Raw genomic sequence first — 25,467 nt, 5'->3', positions numbered from 1 at the left:
GGTGGAACTCGCGCCCGCTGGTGAATCAATCCGGAGGTTAACATGTGAAACAGGGATTTCAAGGCGGACTCCTTCGTGGCTTCCATCATGCCTTACGCGGACAACGACGGGGTTTCACTCTACTACGAGACTACCGACCCGGACGGGAATCAGGAGGACGACGCCGACTCGGAGGACCGGGAAGGCGACGCCGAGACGGTCGTCCTCGTGGAGGGACTGGGCTACGGCCGGTGGATGTGGCGCTGGCAGCGAGACCGACTCGCCGAGGAGGGCTACCGGGTCGTCGTCTGGGACAACCGCGGGACCGGCGACTCCGACGAACCGGACGGCCCGTACACCGTCGCACAGATGGCAAGCGACCTCGAAGCGGTCCTCGACGCGGCCGACGCCGAGCGCGCCCACGTCGTCGGCGCGAGCATGGGCGGGATGATAGCCCAGCAGTACGCACTCGACTACGACCGAGCCGAATCCCTCGTCCTGCTCTGCACCAGTCCCGGCGGCGACGACGCGATACCGACCCCCGAGGAGACCCAAGCCCGGATGTTCGGCGTGCCCGAGGAGGCCGACGAGCGCGAGACCATCCGGTACAAGATGGAACCCGCGATGACCGACGAGTTCTGGGAGGCGAACGACGACCTCGTCGCGGATATCGTGGACTGGCGATTGGCGGGCGACGCGAGCGACGCGGGCCGCGAAGCGCAGGCCGCCGCCGTCGCGCAGTTCGACGCGAGCGACCGACTGGACCAAATCGACGCGCCAACGCTCGTCGCGCACGGGACCGCAGACCGAGTGCTTCCGGTCGGGAACGCCGACCTACTGGACGGGGGCCTGCCGAACGCTCGACTCGCTATCTTCGAGGAGGGGTCGCATCTCTTCTTCATCGAGCAGGCCGAGGACGTGAACGACCGCCTCGCGGAGTTCCTGCACGATGTTTAGCCACCGCGAGCGCCCCTACGACTGGGTGGGCGCGTGGAGCGAGAAGCGCGCGCAACTCTCGCCCGACGCGGTCGGACTGGTGGACGCGACGACCGGCGAACGCTACACCTACGCCGAGTTGGACCGGCGAGCCAACCGGACCGCGCGACTCCTGCGAGACGAGGGCGTGACCGACGACCAAGGCGTGACGGACGGCGAAAGCGTGACAGCCGACGAGGAGACCGGCGAGCGCGTGGCGGTCCTCTCGCGCAACCGTCCGGAACTCGTGGACCTGTTTTTCGCCACGGCGAAGACCGGCGGGGTTCTCGCGCCCCTCTCCCATCGCCTCGCCGCGGGCGAACTGGTCGAGATGCTGAACGACGTGGACCCGGCGCTCCTCGTCGTGGAGGAACCGTTTACCGACCTCGCGGCCGACGTGCTGGACCACGAGGCCCGCGCGTTCGACTGCTCGATACTGTCGCTGTCCGCGGACGATTCGGACTCGGACGCCGAGGCGTCGGCGTCCGGGTCGCGGGCGACGTTCGACCCGTGGACCGACGCGCTCCCCGAGGACTCCTCGCCCGTCGAGACCGCCGACGTGTCGATGGACGACCCGCATCTCTTTCTCCACACCGGCGGTTCGACCGGGGTTCCCAAGGAGACCGTCCTGACCCACGGGTCGCTCCTCTGGAACTCGTTCAACACCATCACGGCGTGGGGCCTGCGCCCCGAGGACGTGACGCCGATGGTGTTCCCCATGTTCCACACCGGCGGCTGGAACGTCCTGACGCTCCCGCTGTTCCACCTCGGCGCGACGGTCGTCATTGCCCGCGAATTCGAACCGAGCGAGGTCCTACACCTCGTGGAATCGGAGGGCGCGACGGTTCTCGTGGCCGTCCCCGCGGTCCTCCGGATGATGACTCGACACGACGACTGGGCGGATACCGACCTCTCGACGCTCCGGTTCGCCAAGTCGGGCGGCGGTCCCTGCCGCGAGTCCGTCATGGAGGAGTGGTGGGAGAGAGACGTGGACCTCTCGCAGGGCTACGGGCTGACCGAGTGCGGCCCGAACAACTTCACGATGCCCGACGGCTGGCCCCGCGAGAAGGCCGACAGCGTGGGCGTCCCCGTGATGCACGCCGACGCCCGAGTCGCCGACGACGAGGGCCGAGAACTCCCGGCGGGCGAAATCGGCGAACTCGAACTGGCGAGTCCCCACGCCGCCGACCGCTACTGGCGCAACGAGGCCGAGACCGCCGAGACGTTCGGCGGCGTCTCCGCGAGCGAAGCGGGCGAAGGCTCGGAAGACCCGGCTTCCGCCGGGTGGGTCTCGACCGGCGACCTCGCGCGCCGCGACGACGAGGGCTACTTCTACATCGAGGGCCGGAAGAAGAACATGTACGTCTCGGGCGGCGAGAACGTCTATCCCGCCGCCGTCGAGGACCGCATCGCCGACCACCCGAAGGTCGAGGAGGTCGTCGTCGTGCCGGTCGCCGACGACCAGTGGGGGCAGGTCGGCAAGGCGGTCGTGCAGGGCGACGAGTCGCTGACCCTCGAGGAACTGACCGACTTCTTGGACGGAAAACTCGCGCGGTTCAAGCGCCCGCGCCATCTGGCGTTCGTCGCCGAGATGCCGACCTCCGGCCCCTCGAAGATAGACCGACAGGCCGTCAAGCGGGAGTTCGGTAGAGAGTAGCGCCGACCGCCCGGCCGCCTCCCGGAGCGGGCGGTCCCCCGCAGGATATCCCAAAAAGTTTGACACACAACACTCGAGACGGAGTATGGAATCCGACGCCGATTCTTCGACCCTCCGCGAGCGGTTCGTCACCCGGACCCCTCCTCGGTTCGGGGCGGTATGCAGCGCCACTGGTGTCGCCCTCGGCGGCGCAATCGCGGGACTCGTCTCCGCCCTCCTCATGTCGAACGTGTATGGTGCGGTCGCGTCGCCGAACTCCGCGCTCGACGCCCTCCTCTCGGGGTATCTCGTCCAACCCGGAATGCTCGCGCTCGCGGGCGTCTACCTCGGGTGGCGGAGCGACCTCCGCGCGAGCATTCGGGTCGGGGTCCCGACCCGCGAAGGGGTCGGCTGGATACTCGTCGGCCCGTTCGCGTACGAGGCGCTGACCTCGCTGGGCAGGGTCGCGGTGTCGGCCGCCGGTCTATCGACGGGACACCACGCCGCTGGCCTCGCCACGTGGGAACTTCTGGCCGGGAACCCGGTTCTGATACTCCCCGGAACGGTCCTGTTGTTCGGGGTGATGGCTCCCGCGGAGGAACTGTTGTATCGCGGGGTGCTACAGGCCAAACTCCGGGACGCCTTCGGGTTCGTCGGAACGGTCTCGATCAGCGCGCTGCTGTTCGGAGGGATGCACTTCCTGCTGTCGGGCGGCGTGAGTTCGCTTCTCCTGACGGCGGTCGGCGGACTCTCCTTTACTATCCCCTACGAACGGACCCGGAATCTCGTCGTGCCGATACTCATCCACGGCCTCTACTGGCTGACGCTCTGAGACCGGGCGGACCCCGCTTCCAGTCGGCCGTGACCAACGACGCTTCTCCGCCCGAGACCTCAGAGAAGTCGTTCCTTGGCGAACTGCGCCAAGATGGGGATGTCGTCGGTGTGAATCAGCTTCAGGATGCCCCGGATGCTCCCGGTGTTGGCCTTCCGGAGCGCGTCGGCGTCCACGCGATTGAGGTCCCGGATGAGCGTGTCGTAGCGGTGGTTGGGCACGAGATAGAGCAGTTGGGTCATCAGGAGTCGCCGCCGCATCTTCGGGGCGACGCGTTCGTGCCAGAGGTCGTCGTAGATAGACAGCTTCTCCGCGGAGGTGTCCCGGTCGCTCGACATGAAACACCGGTCGGCGGTGACCGCCGCCATCCGGCCCGACTTCATGCAAGTGTGGATGCCCTCGCCCCACAGGGGGTCGATGGTCGGCACCGTGTCGCCGACGGCCATGAAGTTGTCCGTACTGAAGCCGTCGGGCATCTGGATGTGGGCCGACCCGCGGTGTTGCTTCCCTTCGATGCGCTCGGCGTCCGCGAATCGCGGGTCGTTGTCCAGCCAGTACTGGAGGTAGCCGTCGATGCTCATGCCGTCCTTGGCGTAGTCGCGGTGGGCCTCGTTCTGGATGTAGCAGAGTCCGACCTTCGCGGTGTCCTCGCCCGTGTGGAATATCCACGAGTAGCCGCCCGGCGCGAGTTCGTGGTCGAGTCGGAGCATCATCGCGTCGGTGAGGTCGGCGTAGCCGTCGGCGTCGATGTCGATGCCCTCTAGCTCGTACTCCACGCCGATGGCCTGATGCTCGCGTTCGAGACCGGTCACGCCGAGGTCCTTGGCCAGCGGGGCGGCCGGACCGGTCGCGTCGATGACGACATCGGCGTAAACCTCTCGGTCGCCGTTGAACCGGACGCCGACGATGTCGCCGTCGTCCATGATGGGCTTGGAGACGCGGGCGTCGAACCAGTACTCGGCACCGTCCTCGCGGGCGTCCTCCACGAGGAAGTTCTTGAAGTCCGCAAATTCGAGGACCGCACCGGGCTGGTGGCGCACGTAGTGGTTGTTGGGCGATTCTAGCACCACGTCGTCGGTGTAGTTCATCACCACGTCGTCCGGGATGCCGAACGACCCCATCATCGAGGGGAACGTCCCGGCCGTGGACTTGTTGCTCTGGGCGGGGAACTCGTCTTCGGCCTCGGTTTCGAGGACGACCACGTCGTAGCCCCGTTCGGCCAAGTCCCGCGCGCACTGTGCGCCCGCCGGTCCGGCACCCGCAATCACTACGTCGAAGTGGTCAGACATAGAGTCGCTCCTCGGAGCTATTCGGCGACGGCGTTGTTGTCCCGAACTCCCGGACCGACGCGTCGTCGGTCGGCCCGAGGAGTCGGTCGGGGTCGAAGCAGTCGCGCGAACCGGCCGGGAGGGCGGCCTCGCTCCCCGCCTCGCCCCCGACGGCGCGGTCACGACCGGCCAGCGGCCGGTCGTTCGGCGAAGTCCGCTCGCCGGTGTCGTATTCGTCCGCAGTCATCTCTACTGCGTGTATTCACCTCTCCCTTAAAAAACGGACGCAAACGTACTCGCACGGGAATTCTGTTGACCCGACGCGGGCAAAAGATGGGATACGTCGGCTATTTGCTTATACGTGACTGCCGTTCGGTTCACTCCGAGTCGCTAACGACTTCGGTCTCCTCGTAGCCCTCGCGGACGCCGCGAACCGTGTAAGAGAACTCGAAGTCACCGGTCCCGTCGCGGGACTCGACCACGATTCGGTCGGTCGTTCGCTCGGTGACCGCGAGACCGGGAACGTCGATTTCGTAGGGCGTCAGTTGCACGACGAGGTCTTCGTCGTCCGACGTGACCATGCCGAAGTGTTCGGGGAGGTCGATTTCTGCGCGACCGCCGTCGAGTTCGGCGACGCCGGTGGTCTCGGTCTGAGCTTGGTCGGCTTCGACGGCGGTGTAGGCGACCTCCTTCCGGCCGTCGGCCGTATCGACCGTCTGGACGAAGTTCTTCTGCCCGGTCACTTCGAGGTTACCGTCTACGTACACCTTCCCGCTCGCGTCGATGGCCTTCTCGTTGGCCGAGTACGCGAAGATAGCGTCCCCATCGTTGTTGATGACCTGCATGTTGTTTCCGTAATAGTCGTTCCGCAGAATCATCGTGTTCGAGCTTCCGACCTCGATTGTGAGACCGGTCTCGCCGAGGTTCGTGTCCTGCCAGAACTCGCCGAGATGGTCGTGGTCGGTAGCCGCCGAGGCGGTTCCCGACGCCGCGAGCGGAAGTCCCGCAAGCGCGGCCAGCTGGAGGAGGTTTCGGCGACCGGTACCACTCTCTTCCGTATCTGCTTGCGCTTTCTCCGACATACGCTCCTGTGTTTACATCGGCCCTACTTGTATTTTTCTTAATTTTATACTAGAAAATTAATAATACGGAGGTTGAATATATGTCTTCTAAATCTCATTCACTCGTCGTCACGTCGCCAGACGAACCGCCACGGGTCGCCGTCGCGACCACCGCAGACTCCCCGCCGCGCCGGTGGACCACTTCGACGGTCCGCGGCACGCTGTCGCGGAATCGAAGGTCGGCGGCGTACTCGACGCTCCCGACGCACTGGACGCAAACTCCGCCGCTCGGGTCGGTCGCGGCGACCGTAACCCGGAGGGTGTCGGCGTCCGGAATCGACACGTCGGCCAATCGTGCGCCATAGCAAGGGTTCGGCACTCGAATCGACCCCGAGACCTCGACCAGTCCGTCCGTGAACGAGACGCCAGCATCGTCGGCGGACCCGCAGGACCCCCGGAAGGCGGTGAACGTTCGGCCGACCTCCTCTGGCGGACAACCGATTTCGGTCGCGGTCGTGACCGACCGGACCGCGCCGTCGGACGCGACGCGCACGTCGGTCCGCGAGTCGTTGCAGTCGAACCGCGAGCGCGGAACCTCGATGGTCGAACCCACCGCAGTCGCTGTTGCGGTCGCCGTCGTCGCGACTCCTCCCATCCCGCCCTCTCCCGTGCCGTCGCCGGGCCGCACAGTCAGCGCGTAGTCGCCGGGTTCGAGGAGCCGAACCGTCAGATACCCGTCTGCGGGGAACTCGACGCGCCGGTCGAGCGCCGCGCTCGACTTATCCGACTCGCTCGACTCGTCCGAACCGCCCGAACCGCCACCTCGCGCCAGTCGAAGACGAATCGCTCGCGCCCGGTCGCTGTCGTTCCAGACCCGAATCGCGTGCGGTCGGTTGTTCTCCGACCTCACTACGTTCGCCCGCGTCCCGACCGAAATCGTCGCGAAGGGTCGGTCGGCCGACGACTCGATACCGTCGAATCCTCCATCCTCGCTCGTCGTCTCCGCTGTCGTCGTCGCGGCCGTCTCGGTTTCCTGTCCCGCGCCCCGCGCTCCCGTCCCGAGGAGGCCTGCCACTCCGACGGCTCCCGTCCCCACGGCCCCCAGTAGCTCCCGTCGATGCATGGACGACGCCACGACGCAACCGAAGTTACGCTTTGTGGGGCCGGTCTCGGATTTGGCTCAACGACGCCAGCGACCGGAACGTCACGGCGACACGGGGTGCAGAGAGGTGCGCCGTGACTCACCTCGAAAAGATATAGCGGGGAAGAATTTATCCGACCATCTCGCACTCGCGACCGCCGACGGTCGGCACTGCCGCTGGAAATCGAGGCGCGACTGCCCGGACGAAGAAGACGAGAAGAGAGTCCAGCAACCGAAAACCGCTCCGTCAGTAGAACTCGCGGACGAGGTCCATCGCGCCCTCGGGCGCGCCGTCCGGAATCTCGGCCATGTTGGAGTCGAGGCCGTGGAGGTCCGAGTAGGGGACGGACTCCTCGTTCTGGTAGAGGACGCCCTGATACTCCTTGTCGGCGTCGAGAATCTTCGTCTTCGCCGCGTCGCGGTCGGTCGGGTCGTGGTCGGTCTCGTCCAAGTCCACGATGGAGTCCCGGAAGTAGTCGTAGGTGTCCACGTCGTTGAACGTCACGCACGGGCTGAAGACGTTCACGAAGCCGAAGCCGTCGTGTTCGATGGCCTTCTGGACGATTTCGGTGTGCCGTTGGGCGTCCGTGGAGAACGACTGGGCGATGAAGCTCCCGCCCGCCGAGAGCGCCAAGGCGAGGGGGTTGACCGGCGGCTGTTTCGGTCCCTCGGGGGTCGTACTCGTCTCGAAGTCCTCGCGCGAAGTCGGCGAGGCTTGGCCCTTGGTCAGCCCGTAGATGCGGTTGTCCATGACCACGTAGGTCATGTCCACGTTCCGGCGGACCGCGTGAATGAAGTGGCCCGCGCCGATGGAGTAGCCGTCGCCGTCGCCGCCCGCGACCATCACTTCGAGGTCGGGGTTGGCCAACTTGACGCCCGTCCCGACGGGGAGCGCGCGGCCGTGGACGCCGTGGAGCGCGTAGCTGTGCATGTAGGTGCCGATTTTGCCGGAACAACCGATGCCCGCCACGACGAAGGTGTTGTCGGGGTCGTTGCCCGTGTTCGCCAGCGCCTTCATCATGCCGTTCATCGTGCCGAAGTCCCCGCAACCCGGACACCACGTCGGCTGCTTGTCGGATTTGAAGTCCGTGAATCTAACCTCTGAACTCATGCTGTAACCTCCTCGCTCTGGAGTGCCGCCTCGATTTCGTCTGCCAGTTCGTCGGCCTTGAACCTGACGCCGTTGTACTTGTTCACGCGCTTGACGCGGGTAAGTGCGTCGTGTTCCAGCAGGTCGGCGAACTGTCCGCTCTCGTTACACTCGACGACGATTACCTCGTCGGCGGCCTCGATGTCGTCGCTGAGGTCGGGCCGCGGGAAGATGTAGGGCACCGAGAGGAACCGAACGTCGATCTCTTCGTCGTCGAGGTAGTCGAGGGCTTCGCGCATCGCGCCCTCGTTCGACCCCCACGAGATGACCAGATTGTCCGAGTCGGGGTTGCCGAACTCCCGCGGACTCCAGTCCTCCTCTTCCTTGGCGGTCTCGACCTTCCGATTGCGCTTGTCCACCTGCTCGATGCGAACGTCGGTGTCCTCGGTCCGGCGACCCAACGCGTTGTGTTCGAGACCGGTGGACATGTGGGCGGCGTTCTCCGTGCCGGGGAGCGCGCGCGGACTGACGCCGTCGGCCGTCGAGAAGTGAGGCTGGAAGCGGTCGCGCTCGTCGGTCCACGCCTCGACCTCGTCGTCGTCCACGATTTTCCCGCGGTCGATTTCGACCGCGTCCATGTCGAAGACCTCCGGTTCGAAGGTCTGCTCGGTGACGGCCATCGAGAGGTCCGCCAGCAGGAAGACCGGCGTCTGGTACTTCTCGGCGAGGTTGAACGCCTCGATGGTCTTCTGGAAGCACTCGCCGACGTTGGTCGGCGCGACGACGAACCGCGGAATCTCGCCGTGGCCGCCGTACAGCGTCATGTTGAGGTCGCCCTGCTCCTGCTTGGTCGGCATCCCGGTCGAGGGACCCGAACGCATCACGTCGGCGATGACCAGCGGCGTCTCGCTGGTCGCGACGAGTCCGAACGTCTCGGTCATCAGGTCGATGCCCGGCCCGGACGTGGCGGTCATCGAGCGCGCACCGGCGCGGGCCGCGCCCAGCGCCATGTTGATGGCAGAGAGTTCGTCCTCGGCTTGGACGACTTCGCCGCCGAACTGCTCGATGCGGCCGGTCAGATACTCCATCACGTCGGTCGCGGGCGTGATGGGGTATCCGGCGTAGAAGCGGCATCCGGCCGCGATTGCGCCCATGCCGATGGCCTCGTCGCCGTTCAGCAGAACGTAGTCGTTGTCGGTCGTGTCGAGGTCGTAGTCGAACTCGTAATCGTACTCGTCGGCGACGAACTCTTGGCCCTTGCGGGCGGCCTCCTTGTTGTTCGAGACGATGGACTCGCCTTTGTTGCCGAACTTCTTCTCCAGCGCGGAGTCGAGGTTCTCGATGGGGAAGTTCGTGACCTCGCAGGCCGCACCGAGTGCGACGATATTCTGCATGATGGCACCGCCCGCCTCCTCGGCGAGGCGCTGGAGGGGCACAGACAGCCCGGTCATGTCGCCCGGAATCTCCACGTCCTCCATCTCGGTGCGCTCACCGTCGTAGATGATGACCGAATCGTCGTGGAGTTCGTCCAGATTCTCGTCGATGGTGCGCTCGGTCAGCGCGACGAGGATGTCGAGGCGGTCCACGACGCTCTCGACGCGGTCGGTCGAACTCCGAATCTTGTAGGCGGTGTAGCCGCCGCGGATTCGGGACGCGAAGTCCTTTGAAGTGAAAACGTGCCGTCCTGCGCGGGAAAGCGCTTGCGCGAAGATTTTCCCGGTAGAGTCGATCCCATCGCCGGCCTCTCCGCCGATGGCCCAGTTCAGGTCGTCTGGCATTCCTAACTAGCCGGTAACCCATGCCAAATCAAAAGCCTTCTGAAGCGACCCTGTCTCGGACAGTAACCTCCGGAGAGTCTTGCCGAAGTCGTCCCCGAAACGGCGACCGACCGAGCGACCTCCTCGGCGTCGGTCCGAAAGACGGCCCTGAAGTACTTGGTCCCGAAACCGACCTGCATGAACGAATCGACCAATACGACGGAAGTCGTCCACGCGCAGGGTCACGAGAACGTCTCGGCCGCCCACGCGAGTACCTTCGAGGTGACGACCGACGACTATCTGACGCCCGCGGGCGACTGCATCCTCGGTATCGAGGCCGACCGCGCGCCCGCCGACTTCGCCGAGGAGTTCGTCGCGGCCTGCCAGCACGCCGACGCGACCATCACCGCACACTTCGAGACCGAGGAGTACGTCGAGACCGTGGTCGGGCGCGGCCACCCGGACCTGACCTTCGAGAGCGACCGGAGCGCGGTGGGTCGGACCAGCGACTACGTGGACGACCGGACGATTCTGGTCGGCGCGGAGTTCGCGGCCGAGGGCTTCGACCGGGACCTCGTGGCGGCGCTGGCCGACGGGGCCGACCTGACCGTGACCCTGACTGTCGAGCGCGAGTAGCCGACAGCCGACCGTTTTAATCCGATTCGGTCCCCACTCCCGTCCATGACCGACGAGTCCGACGCCGACCCGGCGGAGAGCGTCGAATCCGGCGACGGGGCCGCCGAGAGCGCCGACGCCGCGGCGCGCGCCGAACCCGCGGAGAACATCAGCGGCGGCGACGCCGAGGCGAGCGCGGCCGCCGAGTTCGCCCCCGGCGAGGCCGCCACGCGCGCCGAGGAGGTCGTAGACCGACTCGGCGGCATGTACTGGCAGAAGACCTACGGCGGGCGCGACGCCTTCGAGTGTCTGGTTCGGACCGTCCTGAGCCAGAACACCAGCGACGTGGCGAGCCAACCGGCTCACGACGCGCTGATGGAGCGATACGATGCAACAGAGAGAGACCTCGCCGCGGCACTGGCCGCCGCGCGACACGACGAACTCGCGGACACGATTCGGTCCGCGGGCCTCTACAACCGGAAGGCGGAGGTACTGACTGCGGTCGCCGACCGCGTGCTAGACGAGTACGGGAGCGCCGCCGACTTCGACGCCTTCGTCCGCGAGGAGGACCCGGCGGAAGTTCGGGCGGCCCTCCTCGACATGGGCGGTGTCGGTCCCAAGACCGCCGACTGCGTGTTGCTGTTCGCTGGCGGGCAGGCGGGCGTCTTCCCCGTCGATACCCACGTCCACCGCATCTACCGGCGACTCGGCATCGCGCCCGCCGACGCCGACCACGAGGAGGTCCGGGCGGTGCTGGAGCGGGAAGTCCCCGGCGAGAAGTGCGGGTTCGGCCATACGGCGAGCATCCAGTTCGGCCGCGAGTACTGTTCGGCCCGGAAACCCGCCTGTCTGGACGGACTGGACGAGTGCCCGCTCTCGGACATCTGCGACAGGGTGGGCGTGAACGTCGAGTCCGGCGAGGTCGTGGACCCGGCCGACGCCGACTAACGGTCCTCGGTCCGCTGGCCGCGCTCGGCCGACGAGAGCAAGTGGTCTCTGAGGTGAATTACGTCCCGGCGCTCGCGGTCGCGCCACGGCAGGAGGAGTAGTTTCCGCGCTCGTTTGCGGAGGAACGACGAGAGATAGCGCATCTGTCGGTCGGTGAGCGAGACGGTCTCGGTGACGCCCGCGGTCTCGGCGGCGTCCGCAATCTCGGCGTCGCCCGTCGTCTCCGGGTCGTCCGTCGTCTCCGGGTCGTCCGCCGTCTCCGAATCGCCGCCGCGCTGGCGCTCGACTCCTCGCCGGAGATCGTGGACGAACGCCCACTCGTCGGACTTCGATCGGAGCGCGTACTGGAGGCTGTTCTCGCGCTCGCGGAGCCAGTTCGTCAGGACGTACCACTCCTCGGATTCGAGCGTCACCGCCACCGTCGCTTCCCCGCTCGTCTCCTCGTCGCTCGCTCCATCGTCGGCCACTCGCTGACTCGACTCGTCTCCACCCGCCTCCTCGTCTATCTTCCCGTCGCTCATCCTCGTACTGTCAGTTTTTCGAGGGCCGCACTTTTGAGGTTTCGGGCGTAAGGGGATGCAAATGTCCTCCCAACTCTCGGTGACGATAGACCCTCACGTTCACTCGGAGGGCTCCTACGACGGCCACGAGCCGGTCGAGCTACTGCTCGCACAGGCCAGCGACATCGGCCTCGACGGCATCGTCGTCACCGACCACGACACCATCCGGGAGTCGCTTCGCGCGGCCGAACTCGCCTCCGAGTACGGCCTCGTCGGCATCCCGGGCGTCGAGGTCTCGACCGCCGCGGGCCATCTGCTCGCCATCGGCGTCACCGAGCGCCCCGAGCCGCACCGACCGCTCGACGAGACGGTCGCGGAGATCCGCGAGGAGGGCGGCGTCGCGGTCGTTCCACACCCGTTCCAGCGCACCCGCCACGGCGTCCGTCGGGGTCGCATCACCGACTGCGACGCCATCGAGGTGTACAACGCGTGGATTTTCACGGGCTACCGGAACCGGCGCGCTCGCCAGTTCGCCGCCCGCAACGACTACCCCGGCGTCGCCGCCAGCGACGCCCACTCCGCGAAGTACATCGGTCGCGCGTACACCGAACTCACTATCGAGGCCTCCTCGAAGCGGGACCTCGACAGCGAGACCATCGTGGCGGCGCTGGCCGACGGCGACGCCGACGTGTACGGGCGACGACAACCACTCCACCGGAGCGTCCAGCACTACGCCCGCGGTGCCGGGCGGAAAGTCGGCCACGGCGTCGCGGCGAGTTTGGCGAGTCTGACTCGGCTGTGAACCGACGCCGCGGCGAGGCTTCTCGCGAAATCGGAACTCCTCGTCCGAGTCGAGCAAGCACGAGGGTTTTTAACGCCCGACCGTCTGGATTCAGATACGCGACATGAGTACGCTGGTAGTGTGCGTCGATCGGGACGACGACATCGGAACCAAGACCGGTCTCGACACGCCCGTCGCGGGGTGGGAGGCGGTTCGGTCGCTCGTGACCGAGGTCGGTCTCGCAGACCCCGAGGACGCCAGCGTCAACTGTCTGCTCGAATCCCTGCGGGTGGCCCGCGACCTGCGGGACGGCGACGAGGAGGTCACGGTGGCGGTCATCTCCGGCGCGGCCGAGACGATGGTCGGCCGGGACCGCGCGGTCGCCGACCAGATGGACTCGCTCATCGCCGAGTACGACCCCGACTCCGCGGTGGTCGTCATCGACAGCGCCCAAGACGAGCGACTGGTCCCCATCATCGAGAGCCGCGTCACGGTCGATGCGGTCGATAGGGTGGTCGTCCGGCAGGCCCGCGACATCGAATCGACCTACTACCTCCTCAAGCAGTTCCTCGCCGACGAGGAGTTGCGCCAGACCGTCCTCGTCCCGGTCGGCATCGCCATGCTCGCCTTCCCTATCCTGTTGATGGCGTTCGGCCCGGCGCTGGCGGTCGCGTCAATCACGGCGGTCATCGGCCTGTTCGTCCTCTACAAGGGACTCGGCGTGGACGACTACGTGGCCGACGTGCCCGGCGAGGCCAAGGACGCGCTGTACTCCGGGCGGGTCTCCATCGTCACCTACGTCGTCGCGGCGGGCCTGTCGCTCATCGGCGTCTTCGCCGGGGCGCTCCGGGTCTCTGACCCCTCCGCGCCCACGGGGGGCGTCCTGATGCCCGCGATGGCGTTCGCGTTCGCCAGCGTGCCGTGGCTGGCGGCCGCGGCCGTGACCGCCTCGACCGGCCGCCTGCTGGACGAGGTCATCCGCAACGACCGCCTCCGCCACTCCTACCTGAACCTCCCGTTCGGCGTGCTGGCGGTCGGGCTGGTCGTCCGCGGGTTCTCGGCGTACTTCCTCCAGCGCGAGGAGTACGTGCCGCCGCTGGTCGTGCCTCACGCCGAGTTGGGGAGTCTCACCGTCGAGCGTATCGTCCTCCTGCCGGGCACGCGACTGGCGCTGTTCGTCGTCGCGGGCGTAGTCGTGAGTCTGCTGGGCGTGCGAGTTTCGACGTACGTCACGGGCTCCTCGCTCGGTGACGAGTTCGAGGACGAAGAGTTGGTGGACTGACTGGTGTAGACTGCTTCGAGTAACAGCTACACCGGTTCGAGAACGAGAGGTCCGTCTCGGTACCGCTCCGTTCGATTCGTCGCAACTAAATCCGCTCGCGCCCGATGGACCGCCATGACCGAAGACAGTGCGGCCGGTTCGAGTGCGGGCACCGACGACGCGCCCGCCGAGACCGCGGCCGACGACTCGCCGACCCCCGCCGCCGCAACCGACGGTTCGTGGGTCAGCCTCTTCTCGGGCGGCAAGGACTCGTCGTGGGCGCTGTACCAAGCCCTCCAGTCGGGACTCGACGTGTCGCGCCTCGTCACGGTTCACCCCGAGGGCGACTCCTACATGTACCACGTCCCGGCGACGCGCCTCGCCTCGCTCGCCGCCGAGAGCATCGGTATCCCCCTCGTGGAGGTCGAACCCGACGACTTCGAGGCCGAGGAGGCCGAGGAATCCGGCGCGCAGGGCGACGCCGAACTCCGGCCGCTGGAGGCCGCCCTGCGGGACCTCCGCGACGACCTGCCGGGTGGCCTCGCGGGCGTGACCGCGGGCGCTGTCGAGAGCGAGTACCAGACCTCGCGCATCGAGGAGATGGCCGACCGCCTCGACGCCGAGGTGTTCGCGCCGCTCTGGCAGGAGAATCCCCGCGAACTCGCCGACGCGATGCTCGACGCTGGCTTCGAGATTACCATCATCCGCGTCGCGGCGTACGGACTGGACGAGTCGTGGCTCGGTCGGACGCTGGATGAGGAGACCATCGAAGAACTGGAAGCACTCAACGAGAGCCACGGCGTCCACCTCCTCGGCGAGGGCGGCGAGTTCGAGACGCTGGTCACGGACGGCCCGCACATGGACCGACCTATCGAACTCGACTACGAGACGGAGTGGGACGGAACGCGGGGCACTCTCCGGATTACCGACGCTCGACTCGGCGAGTAGTTACGGGCGCACGACTCGGCGAGTGACCACCGTGCGTCGGGAGAACGGCACGCTTATCGACCTGTGACTGACACGTCAGTTCGATGGTCTCCGACGAACGACCGGGCGCGAGAGAGGACTTGCGCGAGTTTCTCCCCGTCGTCTGCTCGAACCTCCTGCCGCTGGGCGGCGTCATCCTCCTCGGCTGGGAGGTCGTGGAGGTGCTGGCGACCTACTGGATAGAGATGGCCGCCATGCTCGTCGTCTACAGTGCGGCGGCGCTGTTCGCCGAGCGACGCATCGTCCTCGATGGCCGGAGCATGCTCCTTCCCGGCGTCAGCGACGAGACCGACCTCGGTCAAAAGTGGGAGGGCGAACCTCGCCCGACTCACCTGCCCGGTCCGCTCCCGCCGGTGTACCGACGAAACGCGTTCATGGTGTTCATGTCGCTCGTCTTCGGCGCTTTCTGGGTCGGGTTTCCGGTCTTCGGCGACTTCCCGTACATCGACCTCGCGTCGGCGGTCTCCCCGACGGTGCTGTTGGCCGCTTTCGGCATCGTCGTCTCGCAACTCGCCGAGATACGCCGCGAGTTCTTCGGGAAGCGCCGCTACGAGGAGATGTCGGTCCACATGGTGCTGGAGATTCCGATTCGGAGCATCGTGTTCATGGGCACCGTGCTGTTGATTTTGCACTTTTTCGGCATCCTGTTGCTCCTCGGGATACACGAGACGTTCGGTCCGTCGGTGTTCGACACGGTGCTGACCGGGCGGGTACTCGCCGTCTGCTACGCGCTCGTCGTGATGGTCGCCATGCTCGCCGTCGAGTGGTCCCGGTTCTGGGCGCACCGCGAACCGGACCCCGGCGGACTCGCGAGCTGGTTCACTCCGGAGGACCCGCTGGAGGAGTAGCCACAATCCTTCTCACCGTGGCTCGCCTTCGAACCGACTCCCGTGATTCCCGACGACTACCTCCGCGACGACCCCGAACCGGTCCCGCCAGAGCGAGTCTTGCGCTACTGGCTCGGCCAAGAAGTCGAGGACGAGGAGGGCGGCCCGGACCCCGACGCCCTCGGTACCGAGCCAGCACTCCGCGAAGAACTCTTCGAGCGCATCCCCATCGCCGAGCGCGCGTTCGCGCCCGACCCGGCCGACTGGTACCGGGTGAACCTCTCGGAGGAGGTCCTTCGGGACCTCCGGGTCGTCGTGGGCGAACCCGAGCAGGGGTGGCGGGAACTCGCTAACGACGACCGCATCGAGAGCGTCGCCCGGCGCATCCGCGAGACCGACGACCTGAGCGCGCTGGAAGAGCAGTCCGGGAAAGACCTCGAAAAAGTCCGCGGCATCGCCGACGACATCGAAGACGAGGGACCGCAGGGCCTCCTCGTCGTGGTCCGCGAGGGCGAGGACCCGGCGTACGTCGCGGACGGGAACCACCGCGCGGCGGCCTACCTCCTCTATCTCCTTCGGGGCGGCGAGTTCGAGGGGCAAGAGGCGTACCTCGGCCTCAGAGAATAGAGAAACTGCGCCGCGGCGGACGCGCTACTCCCCGTTCAGAATCTGGGTGTGGGCACCGATGAGCGCCCCGGCGAGGTCCATGTTCTCGACGCGAGTCTTCTCGTCGATGATGGAGTCGCGGATGTCGCAGTCCCGAATCGTCGCGTTGGGGAAGACGATGGAGTTGTTGACGCTGGAGTTGACGACCTCCGCGCGGGGCATGACGTGGACGTTGTCGCCGAGCGTGGTGTTCTCGACGGTGGCGGAGTCGGCGATCTGGTTCTCGCCGTCGAGTTTCCAGCCGACCGCTTCGAGGTAGCTCTCGGGCGTGCCGATGTCGAACCACGCCTCGTCGAAGGTGTAGGCGTACACCGAGTCGCGTTGCTGGAGCCACTGGACGAACCAGCCGGGTTCGTCGGGGTTGTTGCCGTTCTCCAGATACTCGTCCAGTAGCGGGATGGTCTCGGCGGTGAACGCGTAGCACGCGATGGAGACCAGCGTACTCGCCGGGTCGTCGGGCTTCTCTTGGAAGTCCACGACTTCGTCGCCGTCGAGTTCGACCAGCCCGTAGGACTTGGCCCGCTCGCGCGACCCCACGTCGTAGGCCGCGAGCGTCGGCGAACCCTTGTCTTGGAAGAAGTCCACGAAGTCGCTCACGCCGAAGCTGATGAGGTTGTCGCCCGCGATGACGAGGGTGTCTTCGGTGATGTTCTCGCGGTCGAACAGTTGGGCGAGCGCGCCGACGACGCCGAACTTCTCGTCCTCCTCGGTAGTGTCTTCGACAGTGAGGCGCGGCTTGTCGAACTCGCTGTCGGCGAGGTGGTCCCGGAAGTCCTCGGCGAACCGCTCGTTGGTCGAGACGTACACCTCGTCGATTCGGTCGTCCGCTTCCAGTTCCGCGAAAATCTGGTCGATGACCGTCGAGTCACCGACCGGCAGGAACATCTTGGGGCGGTGCTTCGTAATCGGCCAGAGTCGCGTCGCGTACCCACCCGCAAGAACGACGGCTTTCATACGACGAGCGTCGGCCCCGCGCGGTAAGTCCTTTTTCATTTCTCCGGTCAGTGGCCGCTGGCGGCGAGCGCGGTCGGTCTCGGCCGTCGAGAGCGCGGCGTCGGTAGTGCGGCAGCGTCGGTAGTGCGGCGGCGTCGGCAGTACGACGGCGAGTGGCGGTGAGTGGTAAAACGAAATTACGCCCGGTGCGAGCCGGATTCGTAGGCACGGGCCAGTTCGATCCAATCGCTGACGACCGAACTGCCTCGATACCGGACCGTCTCGCTCCGCGGGTCGTACTCCACGAGGTTCGCGTCCTCCAACTTCGGCACGTGATTGTGGTGGAGGTTCACGGCGACTCGCTGGCGGTCGTCGTTCGCTACCGCGTCTGACTCGGCGGCGACGTGTTCGACGAGGTCCGAAAACGCCGCAACGTCGTCGTCGGTGTCGTCGAAGTATCCGAGGAGACGACGCCGATGGCCGTCCGCGAGGACCTCGAAGAGTTCGTCTAAGTCCACGGCCGCTGTCTGTTGGTCGGTAATGAACGGGTTACCGTCCATCGTTGCCCCCTCTCCTCCCGTCGGTGCGTGTTCGTTGCTCATGTTGCGGCGTGCCGACCTCTAGTTTCTACCGGACCACAAAGAACAGTGGACCTAAACAGCTAGGGTCGGTCGCCGTTTCGGTCGAAGAACGCGCCGAGGAGTTCGTGCTGTGCTTTACGGATGTGCTGATGGAACGTCGGCGAGGAGACGCCGAGAGCTTCGGCTACCTCCTCGGCGGTGCTGTCGCGGGGCCACTCGTAGTAGCCAGCGAAGTAGGAGGCCCGGAGCGCGGTCCGCTGTGCGTCGGTGAGTCGCTCGTCCAAGTCCCGTCGGAACTCGCGGGCCGACTGGAAGTCCCGTTCGGTCTCGCGCTTGGCGACGAATTCGACGCCGGGGTACTTCGCTCGGACGCGCTCGACCACGCTCCGCACGTCGGTGTCCGAGGGGAGTTCCGCGACGACGGTCGCTTCGCCGCCCTCGCTGGTCGCTTCCTTGGTCTTCGCGCCGAACTCCGAGAGGGTCAGCACGACCGACGACCCCGTGACGGTGAACTCGAACAGCGCCTCGTCGCCGTGGTCGCTGACGAGTCGGACGTTCTCGATGGCGTCCCACTCGTCGGCGAACTCGAACATCGCGTCGGGGTCCGCGCCCGAGACCGCGTCGTAGAACAGGAGGCTCCCGTCGGGACCCGCCGCCATGCCTTCGAGTCGGAGGGTACAGCCCAACTCCTCGGAGGCGGCGACGTAGAAGGAGTCGCGGTCGGTGAGTCGGAAGGTGAGTTCGACCACGGTGTCCGAGAGCGCGAGCCGTCGGTGTTTGACCGCGCCGATGGCGAAGCCGATGACCTCACCCAACACTTCGAAGGCGTCCACCTCGCGCTGGCTGAACGCCGACCGTCGCTCGGTCCCGACGCCCAGCAGGCCGTACGTCGTGTCGCCGTACCGAACCGGGACGATGATGCCCGAGTGATAGCCGAGGTCCAGCAGTCCCGCCTGCATCTCCGCCGGGAGCGTCTCGTCGTCCTCCACGTCGTTGATGACCTGCGGTTCTCCCTCGTGGTAGGCGCTGGCCGCGGGTTCGGGACTCTCCTCGCTCACGTCGATGATTTCGATGAGCGAGCGGACCGCGTCGCTCAACCCCGCGCCGACGAAGTCGGTCACCTTCTCGTTGGCGGGGTCGGGTTCGCCGATCCACGCGGTCCGGTAGAGTTCGGTCTCCACGAGTCGGTCGCAGACGGCCTGCTCTATCTCCTCGCGGGTCGGTTCGCCGATGAGCGCCCGGATTATCTCTTGGGCTACCTCGCTGATGCGGTCGAGCGTGGCCAACTCGTCGCGCTGGTCTTCGAGCGTGCGCTCGCGGACCCTGCGCTCGGTCACGTCCCGACAGACCGAGACGGTCCCCGCGAGGTCGCCCTCGCGGTCGTAGTACGGCGAACACGTCGTCTCGAAGACGCGCTCGTCCCCGTCTATCGGGAGCGTTTCCTCGAAGGTCGCGGTCTCCTCGGCGTCGAGGACGCGACGCTCCTGTTCGCGGAGTTCTCGGGCGGCCTCCTCGCCGAAGAGTTCGAGGTCGGTTTCGCCGAGGAGGTCCGCGACTTCGCAGTCGAGAAACTCCGCCGCGGCCTCGTTGGCGAACTGATACCGGCCCTCGGTGTCCTTGACGAGGATGGCGTCGGTACTGCTCTCGACGATGGCCTCTAGTTGGCGGGTGTACTCCGGAAGCGACGCTCGTGTGTCAGGGTTACTCATTCGGCAGTTCGCAGAGAATTAGTCACCCACGCCACATAAATCCATCCCCGCGGGAAAGGGTTATGTCCGACCAGTGGCGACGAAACTGCATGCGCGAGGCAGACGAGACCACCCGCGAGCGAATCGCCGCCCACCTCCGCGAGACGGCCGCCTCACCGAGCGCGCTCGCCGTCGAGTTCGACGTGACCGCGAACGCCGCCATCGACCACGTGCGCCACGTCGCCCAGTCGCTGTCGGCCAGCGACGACGAGCAGTTGTTGGTCGCTCCTCCGGAGTGTCGCGAGTGCGGTTTCAGCGACTTCGACGACCCGGCCAACCGCCCCTCGCGGTGTCCCGACTGCAAGAGCGAAGCGGTCAAGGAACCGGCGTTCAGAATCGGATAACGGGGATTGCAGTTGCGGTGCTGTCGCGGTTTGCAGTGTTCTCGCGGCTTGTTGTGCTGTGAGTACCAACGTGCCGACCGCGAGCGAAAGAGCGAAGTGACCGAGCGAGCGGACCAAGGGAGGACTAAAGTGAGCGCCGGAAGAGCGAAGCTCTTCCGAGCAGTCGCGCCGAAGGCGCGACGACGAAGCGAACGGCAGGACGACCGCAGTGTTTTTCATGAAAGTTTTGCCAGCGAGAAATCGCGGCAGAGCCGCGATTTCGACCGCAGCAAAAGTTTCAGTCGAACCCGAGTGACCGATTCGAGGAGAGGTCGTACTCCTTCGTAGAGCCGACTTCTACGAACTCGTAATCGTCGTCGGTGAGATAGACCGTCCCGTCCTCGACGGCCACCTCGACCGCTTCGAGGACCGCGCCCTCGCAGGGACCGTAGGTGCAACAGCCGGAGTCGGCCTCGAAGAGAGCGCCGTGCTTGCCACAGACCAACTCGCCGTCGCGCTTGGTCGCGCCGCTCCCCTTGTCGAGTCTCACGTCGGTCCAGTGCTGGCAGTAATTTTCGAACGCGGTCACCTCGCCGTCGCCGTCTCTGGTCAGGATGGCCTCGCGCTCGTCCAGTCCGTCCCGGACCGTGAACAGGAGCGTCGAGTCGGCGGGGACCTCGGTCACGTCCGAAATCGCGTTCTCCTCGTCCATCGACTCGCGGTAGTCGGTCGGTACTCAAGAACGCTTCCGTTCGGAGATGGGAAGCTACAAACCGGGGTCGCCTGAACGTCGGACACGATGAGCGAATCGACGGAGATGGAGATACACGACGACCGCCTCGCCGCCCAGATGGAGCGGGGCGACTACGTTCTGGCGGTCGTGACCGCAACCAAACCGGATTTCTACAAACAGGCCCCGCTGGTCCCCGCGGCCGACGAGCGCGACCTGCCGTGTTTCGTCCTGCACACGGGTCAGCACTACGACGACCTGTTGGGGCACGGTCTCGCGGAGTACGGCATCGAGGAGCGCGTCGCCGTGGACCTCGGGATTCGGGGCGACCTCTCGGAGAAGACCGCGCAGGTGATGGCTCGGATAAAGCGGTTCGCGGAGGTGCTGGACGACCGCTATCCCGACACGACCGTCCTGCCGATAGTCCACGGCGACACGCTGGCGGCGGGGGTCGTCCCGCAGGCGTGGCTGTTCGCCACGAACCAGCGCGTCGCCCACAACGAGGCGGGACTCCGCGGGATGGCACCCGTCTCGCTCGACGCGGACGCCGACCCCGCGACAGTCGTCGCCCAGCAGTGGGACGGCGAGTGGGAACGCAACCGCGCCGAACCGTTCCCCGAGCAGTACGACACGTTCGTCGGGTCGGCGGCCTCGCTCTACCACTTCGCGCCGACCGAACTCAACCGCGACCACCTCGCAGACGAGGGCTACCCCGAGTCGGTCGGGGGCCGCGAGCGAATCCCGGTCGTCGGCAACTCCGTGGTGGACGCCATCGAGATGAAGAAGGACGCCGACCTCGACGAGAGCGTCTTCGACGTGTACCCCGTCTTGGAAGAGCGCGACGACTGGATTCGGGTGGACGTTCACAGGCGGGCGAACCTCCTGCCCGAACGCTTCGAGAGCGTCGTGGACGCGGTGGTCGGCCTCGTGGAGGACGGCCACAACGTCAACTTCGTGGAACTGAACGCGACCGAGGTCGCGCTCCGGGAGTACGGTCTCCGCGAGAAACTCGCCGACCTCGCCGACGAGAACGACAACTTCCTGTTCACCGGCCTCTGGAAGAAGCACGCCCACGTCTACGAGTTCCTCGAATCCGGGCAGTGTTTCGCCGAAGTCACTGACTCCGGGAGCATGCAGGAGGAGTTGAACCACATCGACGAGGCGCTGTGTTTCACCCTACGGTTCAACACCGACCGCCCGGAGACCGTCTTCGACGCGAACACGAATCTCCTCGTCCCGCCGATTTCGGGGCGCTTCGTGCGCGAGATGGTCGAACACGTCTACGAGGACGACGAGACCCGCGAGCGGATGGCCGCGGGAGCCAACCTCTACGGGAGCGACGTTGCCGACCGCATCGTGGACTTCCTCGCCGAGCGCCGCGACGAACACCCCTTCGAGTGGGCACACGAGCGCGAGGGCTACGGGACCGACGCCGACCGCGAATTCGACTACCTATAATCCCGCCCGTCTCGTCCTCTTTCGTCTTGTCTCGTCCTCTCTCGTCTCGTCCTCTCTCGTCTCGTCCTCTCTCGTCTCGTCCCGGTAGTCCTCACTCGTAGTGTTCCCGCTCGATTCGCGCGTCGAAGGCATCGGCGAGTCGGTCGGTAATCGGTCCCGCGCCGAGGTCAATCGTCCCATTCTCCGTCTCTACGACCGCGAGCGGCCGAAGCTCCCACGTCGAGTTCGTCAGGAACGCCTCGTCGGCCGCCCGGAGGTCGGCCGGGTCGTAGGTTCCTTCTTCGACCGGAATCCCGTCCGACGCGGCGAGTTCGAGGAGGACCCGGCGCGTCACGCCCGGCAGAATCGGCCCGTCGAGACTCGGCGTGTGCAGGACGCCGTCGCGGACGAAAAAGAGGTTGCTCGTCGCGCCCTCGGTCAGGTTTCCGTCGGCGTCCAGAACGAGGGCTTCGTCGTGGTCGTCGCCGAGTTCGAGGCGCGCGAGAATCCCGTTCAGGTAGTTGTGGGTCTTGGCGCGGGCCGGGAGCGCCGCGTCGGGAATCCGGCGGGTCTCGACCACCGCGGCGGTCGCCGGGCCGTCCCAGACCGGTTCTTTGCCGCGCTCGGGTCGCCCGCCGCGCGGGAGGTCGGCGACGTAGACGACCACGGTGGGGTCTTCGACGGGACCGGGCGAGAGCTTCCCCGGTTGGACGCCCCGCGAGATGGAGAGTTTGACGTACGCGTCGTCGAGGTCGTTGGCCGCCAGCGTCTCGCGGATGCGGTCGCGGAGGTCGGCGTCCGAGAGGCCGTGGTCGAGCGACAGCGCGTCGCAGGTCCGCCCGAGGCGGTCGGCGTGGGCTTGCCACTCGAAGACCTCGCCGCCGTAGGCCCGAAGCGTCTCGAAGGCGGCGTCGCCGTACATGAACCCGCGGTCCCGGACGCTGACGGTGGCCTCCTCGGCTGGCACCAACTCGCCGTCCACGTGGTACTGCATGTGCGTCCCGTCGGCGCTCGGCGTAGAGAAGCCTTCGGAAATCGGCTTTCGGGGTCCGCTCGCGCTTCCCGCTACCTTCTTTCGAGTGGGCGCTCTCGGTTTCCGTATGAGCGAGGAGACCGACCAGCCACCAGTCGAGGAGCGCGTCGGGGACGCCCTGCGCGAGCGCGACCAGACCGTCGCGGTCGCGGAGTCCTGCACGGGCGGACTCGTCGGGTCGATGCTGACCGACGTGCCGGGGTCCAGCGACTACTTCGACCGCGGGTTCGTGACCTACTCCTACGACGCCAAGTTGCAGGACCTCGGGGTCGCCCGCGAGGAGTTAGACGAACTCGGCGCGGTCAGCGAACCGGTCGCGCGCCAGATGGCCCGCGGGGTCCGGGACGCCGCCGGGACGACGTGGGGCGTGGCGACCACCGGCATCGCGGGACCGACCGGCGGGAGCGACGAGAAACCGGTCGGCACGGTGTTCGTCGGCGTGGCGTACGCTGGCGAGTGGGGCACGCAGGAGTCGTACAGCACGGTCTCGCGCTACGAGTTCGACGGCGACAGGGCGGAGATCAAGGCCCAAATCGCTCGGCGGGCGCTTCTGGACGTTCTGGCCGAAGTGGAGTCGAAGTCCGGGAAGGAGTGAGAGTCCGAGGAGCAGTCGAGGGTTCGAGGAGTTCGGAGTCGGAGTTACTGAACACGAAGACGGCGACAGAGTAGTTTCGTCTTCGAAAGCCCCCGCGCGCTCGCGGTCGCTCTGCGGGATATTCCTCCGCCTCTCCGCACCGCCCGGCGCAGGGATAGTTGCCCGCAGAGACGACTGAAGTGGACGCGAGCGCGCGGCCCCTTTCAGTCCACCCAAACTATGTCTGGTTTCGCTGACCATCTGTCGGTGGTCGGTGTCGTCAGGTGTTCGTCGGTGGTCGGTGTCGTCGGGCCTCTGCTGGTAGCCCGTGGCATCGAGCGTCGCCGTCGGTGGTCGAGGCGAGCGCAAGACGCGCGTCAGACACTCGACGGAAACGTTTGAGTCACCACCGGGTAACGACTCGGACGTGACCGAGGAGAACCCATGAACAAGGAGGGACACGTTCTGAACGCCGTGCTGTTGAGTATCGGGTTGGGGTACGTCTTCTATCCCGCGGGCGACGTGCCGACGTTCCGAGCCATCGCGGAGATGTCCGTGCCGATAGTCCTCGGCGCGCTGTTCCCGGACGTGGACACCGCGTTCGGCAAGCACCGCAAGACGCTCCACAATCTGCCCGTGCTGGCGATATTCTACGGCTACACGGTCTTCTTCAACAATCTCCACTTCGTCTGGATGGGCGTGGCGACTCACTACGTACTGGACGTGGTGGGGAGCAAGCGCGGCATCGCGCTGTTCTACCCCTACACCAAGGAGTACAACCTCCCGGTCGGCGTCGCGGTCGCCAGCGAGCGCGCTGGCACCGTCACGGTCGCCATCTCGATTCTGGAGGTCGCGCTCGTCGCGGCGGTCGTCCACCTGCAACTGCCGATTCAGGACCTCACGACGAGCGTGTCCGGGTTGATTTAGTAGACGCCCTCGAAGCGGTCGTCGTAGGCGATGTGGTCGGGGTGGGTCGGTTCGGTCCCCGAGAGAAAGAGGCGGTCTATCTTCTCGTAGGAGTTCTCCCAGCCGAGGTGGGCGAACTCCGCGGCGCACCGGAGTTCGTGACGCCACCCCGACCGGCGGACGATTCTGCGGGGGGTCTCGTCTTTGAGCGCGGCGACCAGTTCGGCCGCCGAGTCGAGCGCGCGGTCGAACTCGGTCCACGCCTCGCCGACGGAACTCCGGAGGTGGGCGTACGACGAGGTGAACGACGGGAGGTCCAACTCCGCGGCGAGTTTCCGGGCGCGCTGGTTGTGGTGGGGCCAGTGTTTCGGGTTGTACGTCTCGACGGCGTCGATGCGGTCGGCGTAGGTCGCCAAATCGTCGCGCGAGACGCTGACGTTGAGGAAGGTCGGGTGCGGAGCGAGGAGGGCGGCGTCCTGCCGGGCGAACTCCGCGACCGCCTCGTCGAGCGGGATGAAGTCCGGCACCGGGTCGTCCAACCCGAGCGCCAACAGGTGCGTGCGGTTCTGCCACGTCCCGGTGAACACCTCGCGGCCGGGGACCACCAGCAACTCGTCGTCGGAGAATTCGGCGGCCTCCTCGCGGACGGTCGGCAGGCGCTCGAAGTGGGGCGCGTAGACCAGCGCGTCCAGTCCGCGAGCCTTCGCTCGCTCGACTACTTGCCGGTCCAGCACCTTGACGTGCATATCGACGCGGAACGACTCGCCTGCTGTCACGACTAACTGTTGGTAGCTACACCCACCGGTTAACGATTCTGATTTCTAGTACTTTGGTTGGGAAAATGTAACAAACCCTAAGGCGTCGAGGTACGGACGACG

At 66.4% G+C, this 25,467-nt stretch carries 27 protein-coding genes; 14 read left to right on the top strand and 13 right to left on the bottom strand.

Going from position 1 to position 25,467, the window contains the following annotated elements; genetic code table 11:
* Positions 1–87: 87 nt before the first annotated feature.
* The 3 genes from EPL00_RS03235 (at position 88) to EPL00_RS03225 (ending at position 3,422) form a co-directional block, all read left to right on the top strand.
* Positions 88–936 (top strand): alpha/beta fold hydrolase, encoded by an 849-nt coding sequence (locus EPL00_RS03235; RefSeq protein WP_135851855.1) that lies wholly within the window; start codon positions 88–90, stop codon positions 934–936.
* Entirely contained in the window at positions 929–2,611 is a 1,683-nt protein-coding gene (locus EPL00_RS03230) for an AMP-binding protein (RefSeq protein ID WP_135851856.1), read from the top strand. The genes EPL00_RS03235 and EPL00_RS03230 overlap by 8 nt, the downstream gene beginning before the upstream one ends.
* An 85-nt stretch (positions 2,612–2,696) precedes the next feature.
* On the top strand, positions 2,697–3,422 hold the full coding sequence (locus EPL00_RS03225) for a CPBP family intramembrane glutamic endopeptidase (protein ID WP_135851857.1): 726 nt from the start codon (positions 2,697–2,699) through the stop codon (positions 3,420–3,422).
* Between the two features lie 59 nt (positions 3,423–3,481).
* On the opposite strand, the gene EPL00_RS03220 is transcribed toward EPL00_RS03225, so the two are convergent.
* The 6 genes from EPL00_RS03220 to EPL00_RS03195 all read right to left on the bottom strand — a co-directional run bounded on the left by EPL00_RS03220 (position 3,482) and on the right by EPL00_RS03195 (position 9,760).
* Positions 3,482–4,711, bottom strand: a complete 1,230-nt coding sequence (locus EPL00_RS03220) for a digeranylgeranylglycerophospholipid reductase (RefSeq protein WP_135851858.1) — start codon at positions 4,709–4,711, stop codon at positions 3,482–3,484.
* Positions 4,704–4,937: a hypothetical protein gene (locus tag EPL00_RS03215; RefSeq protein WP_135851859.1), complete on the bottom strand. Its 234-nt coding sequence runs from the start codon at positions 4,935–4,937 to the stop codon at positions 4,704–4,706. Before EPL00_RS03215 ends, EPL00_RS03220 begins: the two co-directional genes overlap by 8 nt.
* Before the next feature lie 130 nt (positions 4,938–5,067).
* Entirely contained in the window at positions 5,068–5,772 is a 705-nt protein-coding gene (locus tag EPL00_RS03210) for a hypothetical protein (RefSeq protein WP_135851860.1), read from the bottom strand.
* Positions 5,773–5,866: 94 nt separating this feature from the next.
* A complete protein-coding gene (locus EPL00_RS03205; RefSeq protein ID WP_135851861.1) occupies positions 5,867–6,874 on the bottom strand; it encodes a hypothetical protein in 1,008 nt (335 codons plus the stop codon).
* A 265-nt stretch (positions 6,875–7,139) separates the two neighbouring features.
* Positions 7,140–8,003 (bottom strand): 2-oxoacid:ferredoxin oxidoreductase subunit beta, encoded by an 864-nt coding sequence (locus tag EPL00_RS03200; RefSeq protein WP_135851862.1) that lies wholly within the window; start codon positions 8,001–8,003, stop codon positions 7,140–7,142.
* Positions 8,000–9,760 (bottom strand): 2-oxoacid:acceptor oxidoreductase subunit alpha, encoded by a 1,761-nt coding sequence (locus EPL00_RS03195; protein ID WP_135851863.1) that lies wholly within the window; start codon positions 9,758–9,760, stop codon positions 8,000–8,002. Before EPL00_RS03195 ends, EPL00_RS03200 begins: the two co-directional genes overlap by 4 nt.
* A 177-nt stretch (positions 9,761–9,937) precedes the next feature.
* On the opposite strand from EPL00_RS03195, the gene EPL00_RS03190 reads away from it, so the two are divergent.
* Both EPL00_RS03190 and EPL00_RS03185 read left to right on the top strand, forming a co-directional pair.
* The gene (locus tag EPL00_RS03190) at positions 9,938–10,375 is read left to right on the top strand and encodes a DUF371 domain-containing protein (RefSeq protein ID WP_135851864.1); all 438 of its coding nucleotides are present in this window, start codon (positions 9,938–9,940) and stop codon (positions 10,373–10,375) included.
* A gap of 45 nt (positions 10,376–10,420) precedes the next feature.
* Positions 10,421–11,302, top strand: a complete 882-nt coding sequence (locus EPL00_RS03185) for an endonuclease III domain-containing protein (protein WP_135851865.1) — start codon at positions 10,421–10,423, stop codon at positions 11,300–11,302.
* Here EPL00_RS03185 and EPL00_RS03180 read toward each other — a convergent pair.
* Positions 11,299–11,823, bottom strand: a complete 525-nt coding sequence (locus EPL00_RS03180) for a hypothetical protein (RefSeq protein ID WP_135851866.1) — start codon at positions 11,821–11,823, stop codon at positions 11,299–11,301. The genes EPL00_RS03185 and EPL00_RS03180 overlap by 4 nt on opposite strands.
* A gap of 61 nt (positions 11,824–11,884) precedes the next feature.
* Here EPL00_RS03180 and EPL00_RS03175 point away from each other — a divergent pair, with 61 nt between their 5' ends.
* From EPL00_RS03175 to EPL00_RS03155, 5 genes are all read left to right on the top strand, one after another.
* Positions 11,885–12,604, top strand: coding sequence for a CehA/McbA family metallohydrolase (locus EPL00_RS03175; protein ID WP_135851867.1), 720 nt, complete (start codon positions 11,885–11,887; stop codon positions 12,602–12,604).
* Positions 12,605–12,707: 103 nt separating this feature from the next.
* A complete protein-coding gene (locus EPL00_RS03170; RefSeq protein ID WP_135851868.1) occupies positions 12,708–13,865 on the top strand; it encodes a DUF373 family protein in 1,158 nt (385 codons plus the stop codon).
* Between the two features lie 114 nt (positions 13,866–13,979).
* On the top strand, positions 13,980–14,792 hold the full coding sequence (locus EPL00_RS03165) for a diphthine--ammonia ligase (RefSeq protein WP_135851869.1): 813 nt from the start codon (positions 13,980–13,982) through the stop codon (positions 14,790–14,792).
* An 83-nt stretch (positions 14,793–14,875) separates the two neighbouring features.
* Positions 14,876–15,679, top strand: a complete 804-nt coding sequence (locus EPL00_RS03160; protein WP_135851870.1) for a DUF6498-containing protein — start codon at positions 14,876–14,878, stop codon at positions 15,677–15,679.
* A 42-nt stretch (positions 15,680–15,721) separates the two neighbouring features.
* Positions 15,722–16,285 (top strand): hypothetical protein, encoded by a 564-nt coding sequence (locus tag EPL00_RS03155; RefSeq protein WP_135851871.1) that lies wholly within the window; start codon positions 15,722–15,724, stop codon positions 16,283–16,285.
* 24 nt (positions 16,286–16,309) lie between these two features.
* Here the strand turns inward: EPL00_RS03155 and EPL00_RS03150 are convergent, their stop codons facing one another.
* The 3 genes from EPL00_RS03150 to EPL00_RS03140 form a co-directional block, all read right to left on the bottom strand.
* A complete protein-coding gene (locus tag EPL00_RS03150; RefSeq protein ID WP_135851872.1) occupies positions 16,310–17,278 on the bottom strand; it encodes a sugar phosphate nucleotidyltransferase in 969 nt (322 codons plus the stop codon).
* Positions 17,279–17,454: 176 nt separating this feature from the next.
* Entirely contained in the window at positions 17,455–17,817 is a 363-nt protein-coding gene (locus tag EPL00_RS03145) for a DUF7344 domain-containing protein (RefSeq protein WP_135851873.1), read from the bottom strand.
* A 101-nt stretch (positions 17,818–17,918) separates the two neighbouring features.
* Positions 17,919–19,547 carry a bacterio-opsin activator domain-containing protein gene (locus tag EPL00_RS03140; protein ID WP_135851874.1) on the bottom strand — a complete coding sequence of 543 codons (1,629 nt, stop codon included), beginning with the start codon at positions 19,545–19,547 and terminating at the stop codon, positions 17,919–17,921.
* Between the two features lie 89 nt (positions 19,548–19,636).
* Here EPL00_RS03140 and EPL00_RS03135 point away from each other — a divergent pair, with 89 nt between their 5' ends.
* Positions 19,637–19,930, top strand: coding sequence for a transcriptional regulator (locus EPL00_RS03135; RefSeq protein WP_135851875.1), 294 nt, complete (start codon positions 19,637–19,639; stop codon positions 19,928–19,930).
* A 277-nt stretch (positions 19,931–20,207) separates the two neighbouring features.
* On the opposite strand, the gene EPL00_RS03130 is transcribed toward EPL00_RS03135, so the two are convergent.
* Positions 20,208–20,621 carry a Rieske (2Fe-2S) protein gene (locus EPL00_RS03130; RefSeq protein WP_135851876.1) on the bottom strand — a complete coding sequence of 138 codons (414 nt, stop codon included), beginning with the start codon at positions 20,619–20,621 and terminating at the stop codon, positions 20,208–20,210.
* An 87-nt stretch (positions 20,622–20,708) separates the two neighbouring features.
* On the opposite strand from EPL00_RS03130, the gene EPL00_RS03125 reads away from it, so the two are divergent.
* On the top strand, positions 20,709–22,097 hold the full coding sequence (locus EPL00_RS03125; protein WP_135851877.1) for a UDP-N-acetyl glucosamine 2-epimerase: 1,389 nt from the start codon (positions 20,709–20,711) through the stop codon (positions 22,095–22,097).
* 91 nt (positions 22,098–22,188) lie between these two features.
* Here EPL00_RS03125 and EPL00_RS03120 read toward each other — a convergent pair whose 3' ends face one another.
* Entirely contained in the window at positions 22,189–23,070 is an 882-nt protein-coding gene (locus EPL00_RS03120; protein ID WP_135851878.1) for an aminotransferase class IV, read from the bottom strand.
* Between the two features lie 106 nt (positions 23,071–23,176).
* Here EPL00_RS03120 and EPL00_RS03115 point away from each other — a divergent pair, with 106 nt between their 5' ends.
* Together EPL00_RS03115 and EPL00_RS03110 are read left to right on the top strand one after the other, a co-directional pair.
* Complete coding sequence (locus tag EPL00_RS03115) at positions 23,177–23,704, top strand: CinA family protein (RefSeq protein WP_135851879.1); 528 nt, start codon at positions 23,177–23,179, stop codon at positions 23,702–23,704.
* A 423-nt stretch (positions 23,705–24,127) separates the two neighbouring features.
* Positions 24,128–24,610: a metal-dependent hydrolase gene (locus EPL00_RS03110; protein WP_135851880.1), complete on the top strand. Its 483-nt coding sequence runs from the start codon at positions 24,128–24,130 to the stop codon at positions 24,608–24,610.
* On the opposite strand, the gene EPL00_RS03105 is transcribed toward EPL00_RS03110, so the two are convergent.
* Entirely contained in the window at positions 24,607–25,365 is a 759-nt protein-coding gene (locus tag EPL00_RS03105; RefSeq protein WP_368407929.1) for a PHP-associated domain-containing protein, read from the bottom strand. The two genes, EPL00_RS03110 and EPL00_RS03105, sit on opposite strands and share 4 nt — an antisense overlap.
* Positions 25,366–25,467 lie beyond the last annotated feature (102 nt).

Origin of the sequence: Halorussus salinus (assembly GCF_004765815.2) — an archaeon.
GTDB lineage: Archaea > Halobacteriota > Halobacteria > Halobacteriales > Haladaptataceae > Halorussus > Halorussus salinus.
This window is presented reverse-complemented; position numbering and strand designations above follow the sequence as displayed.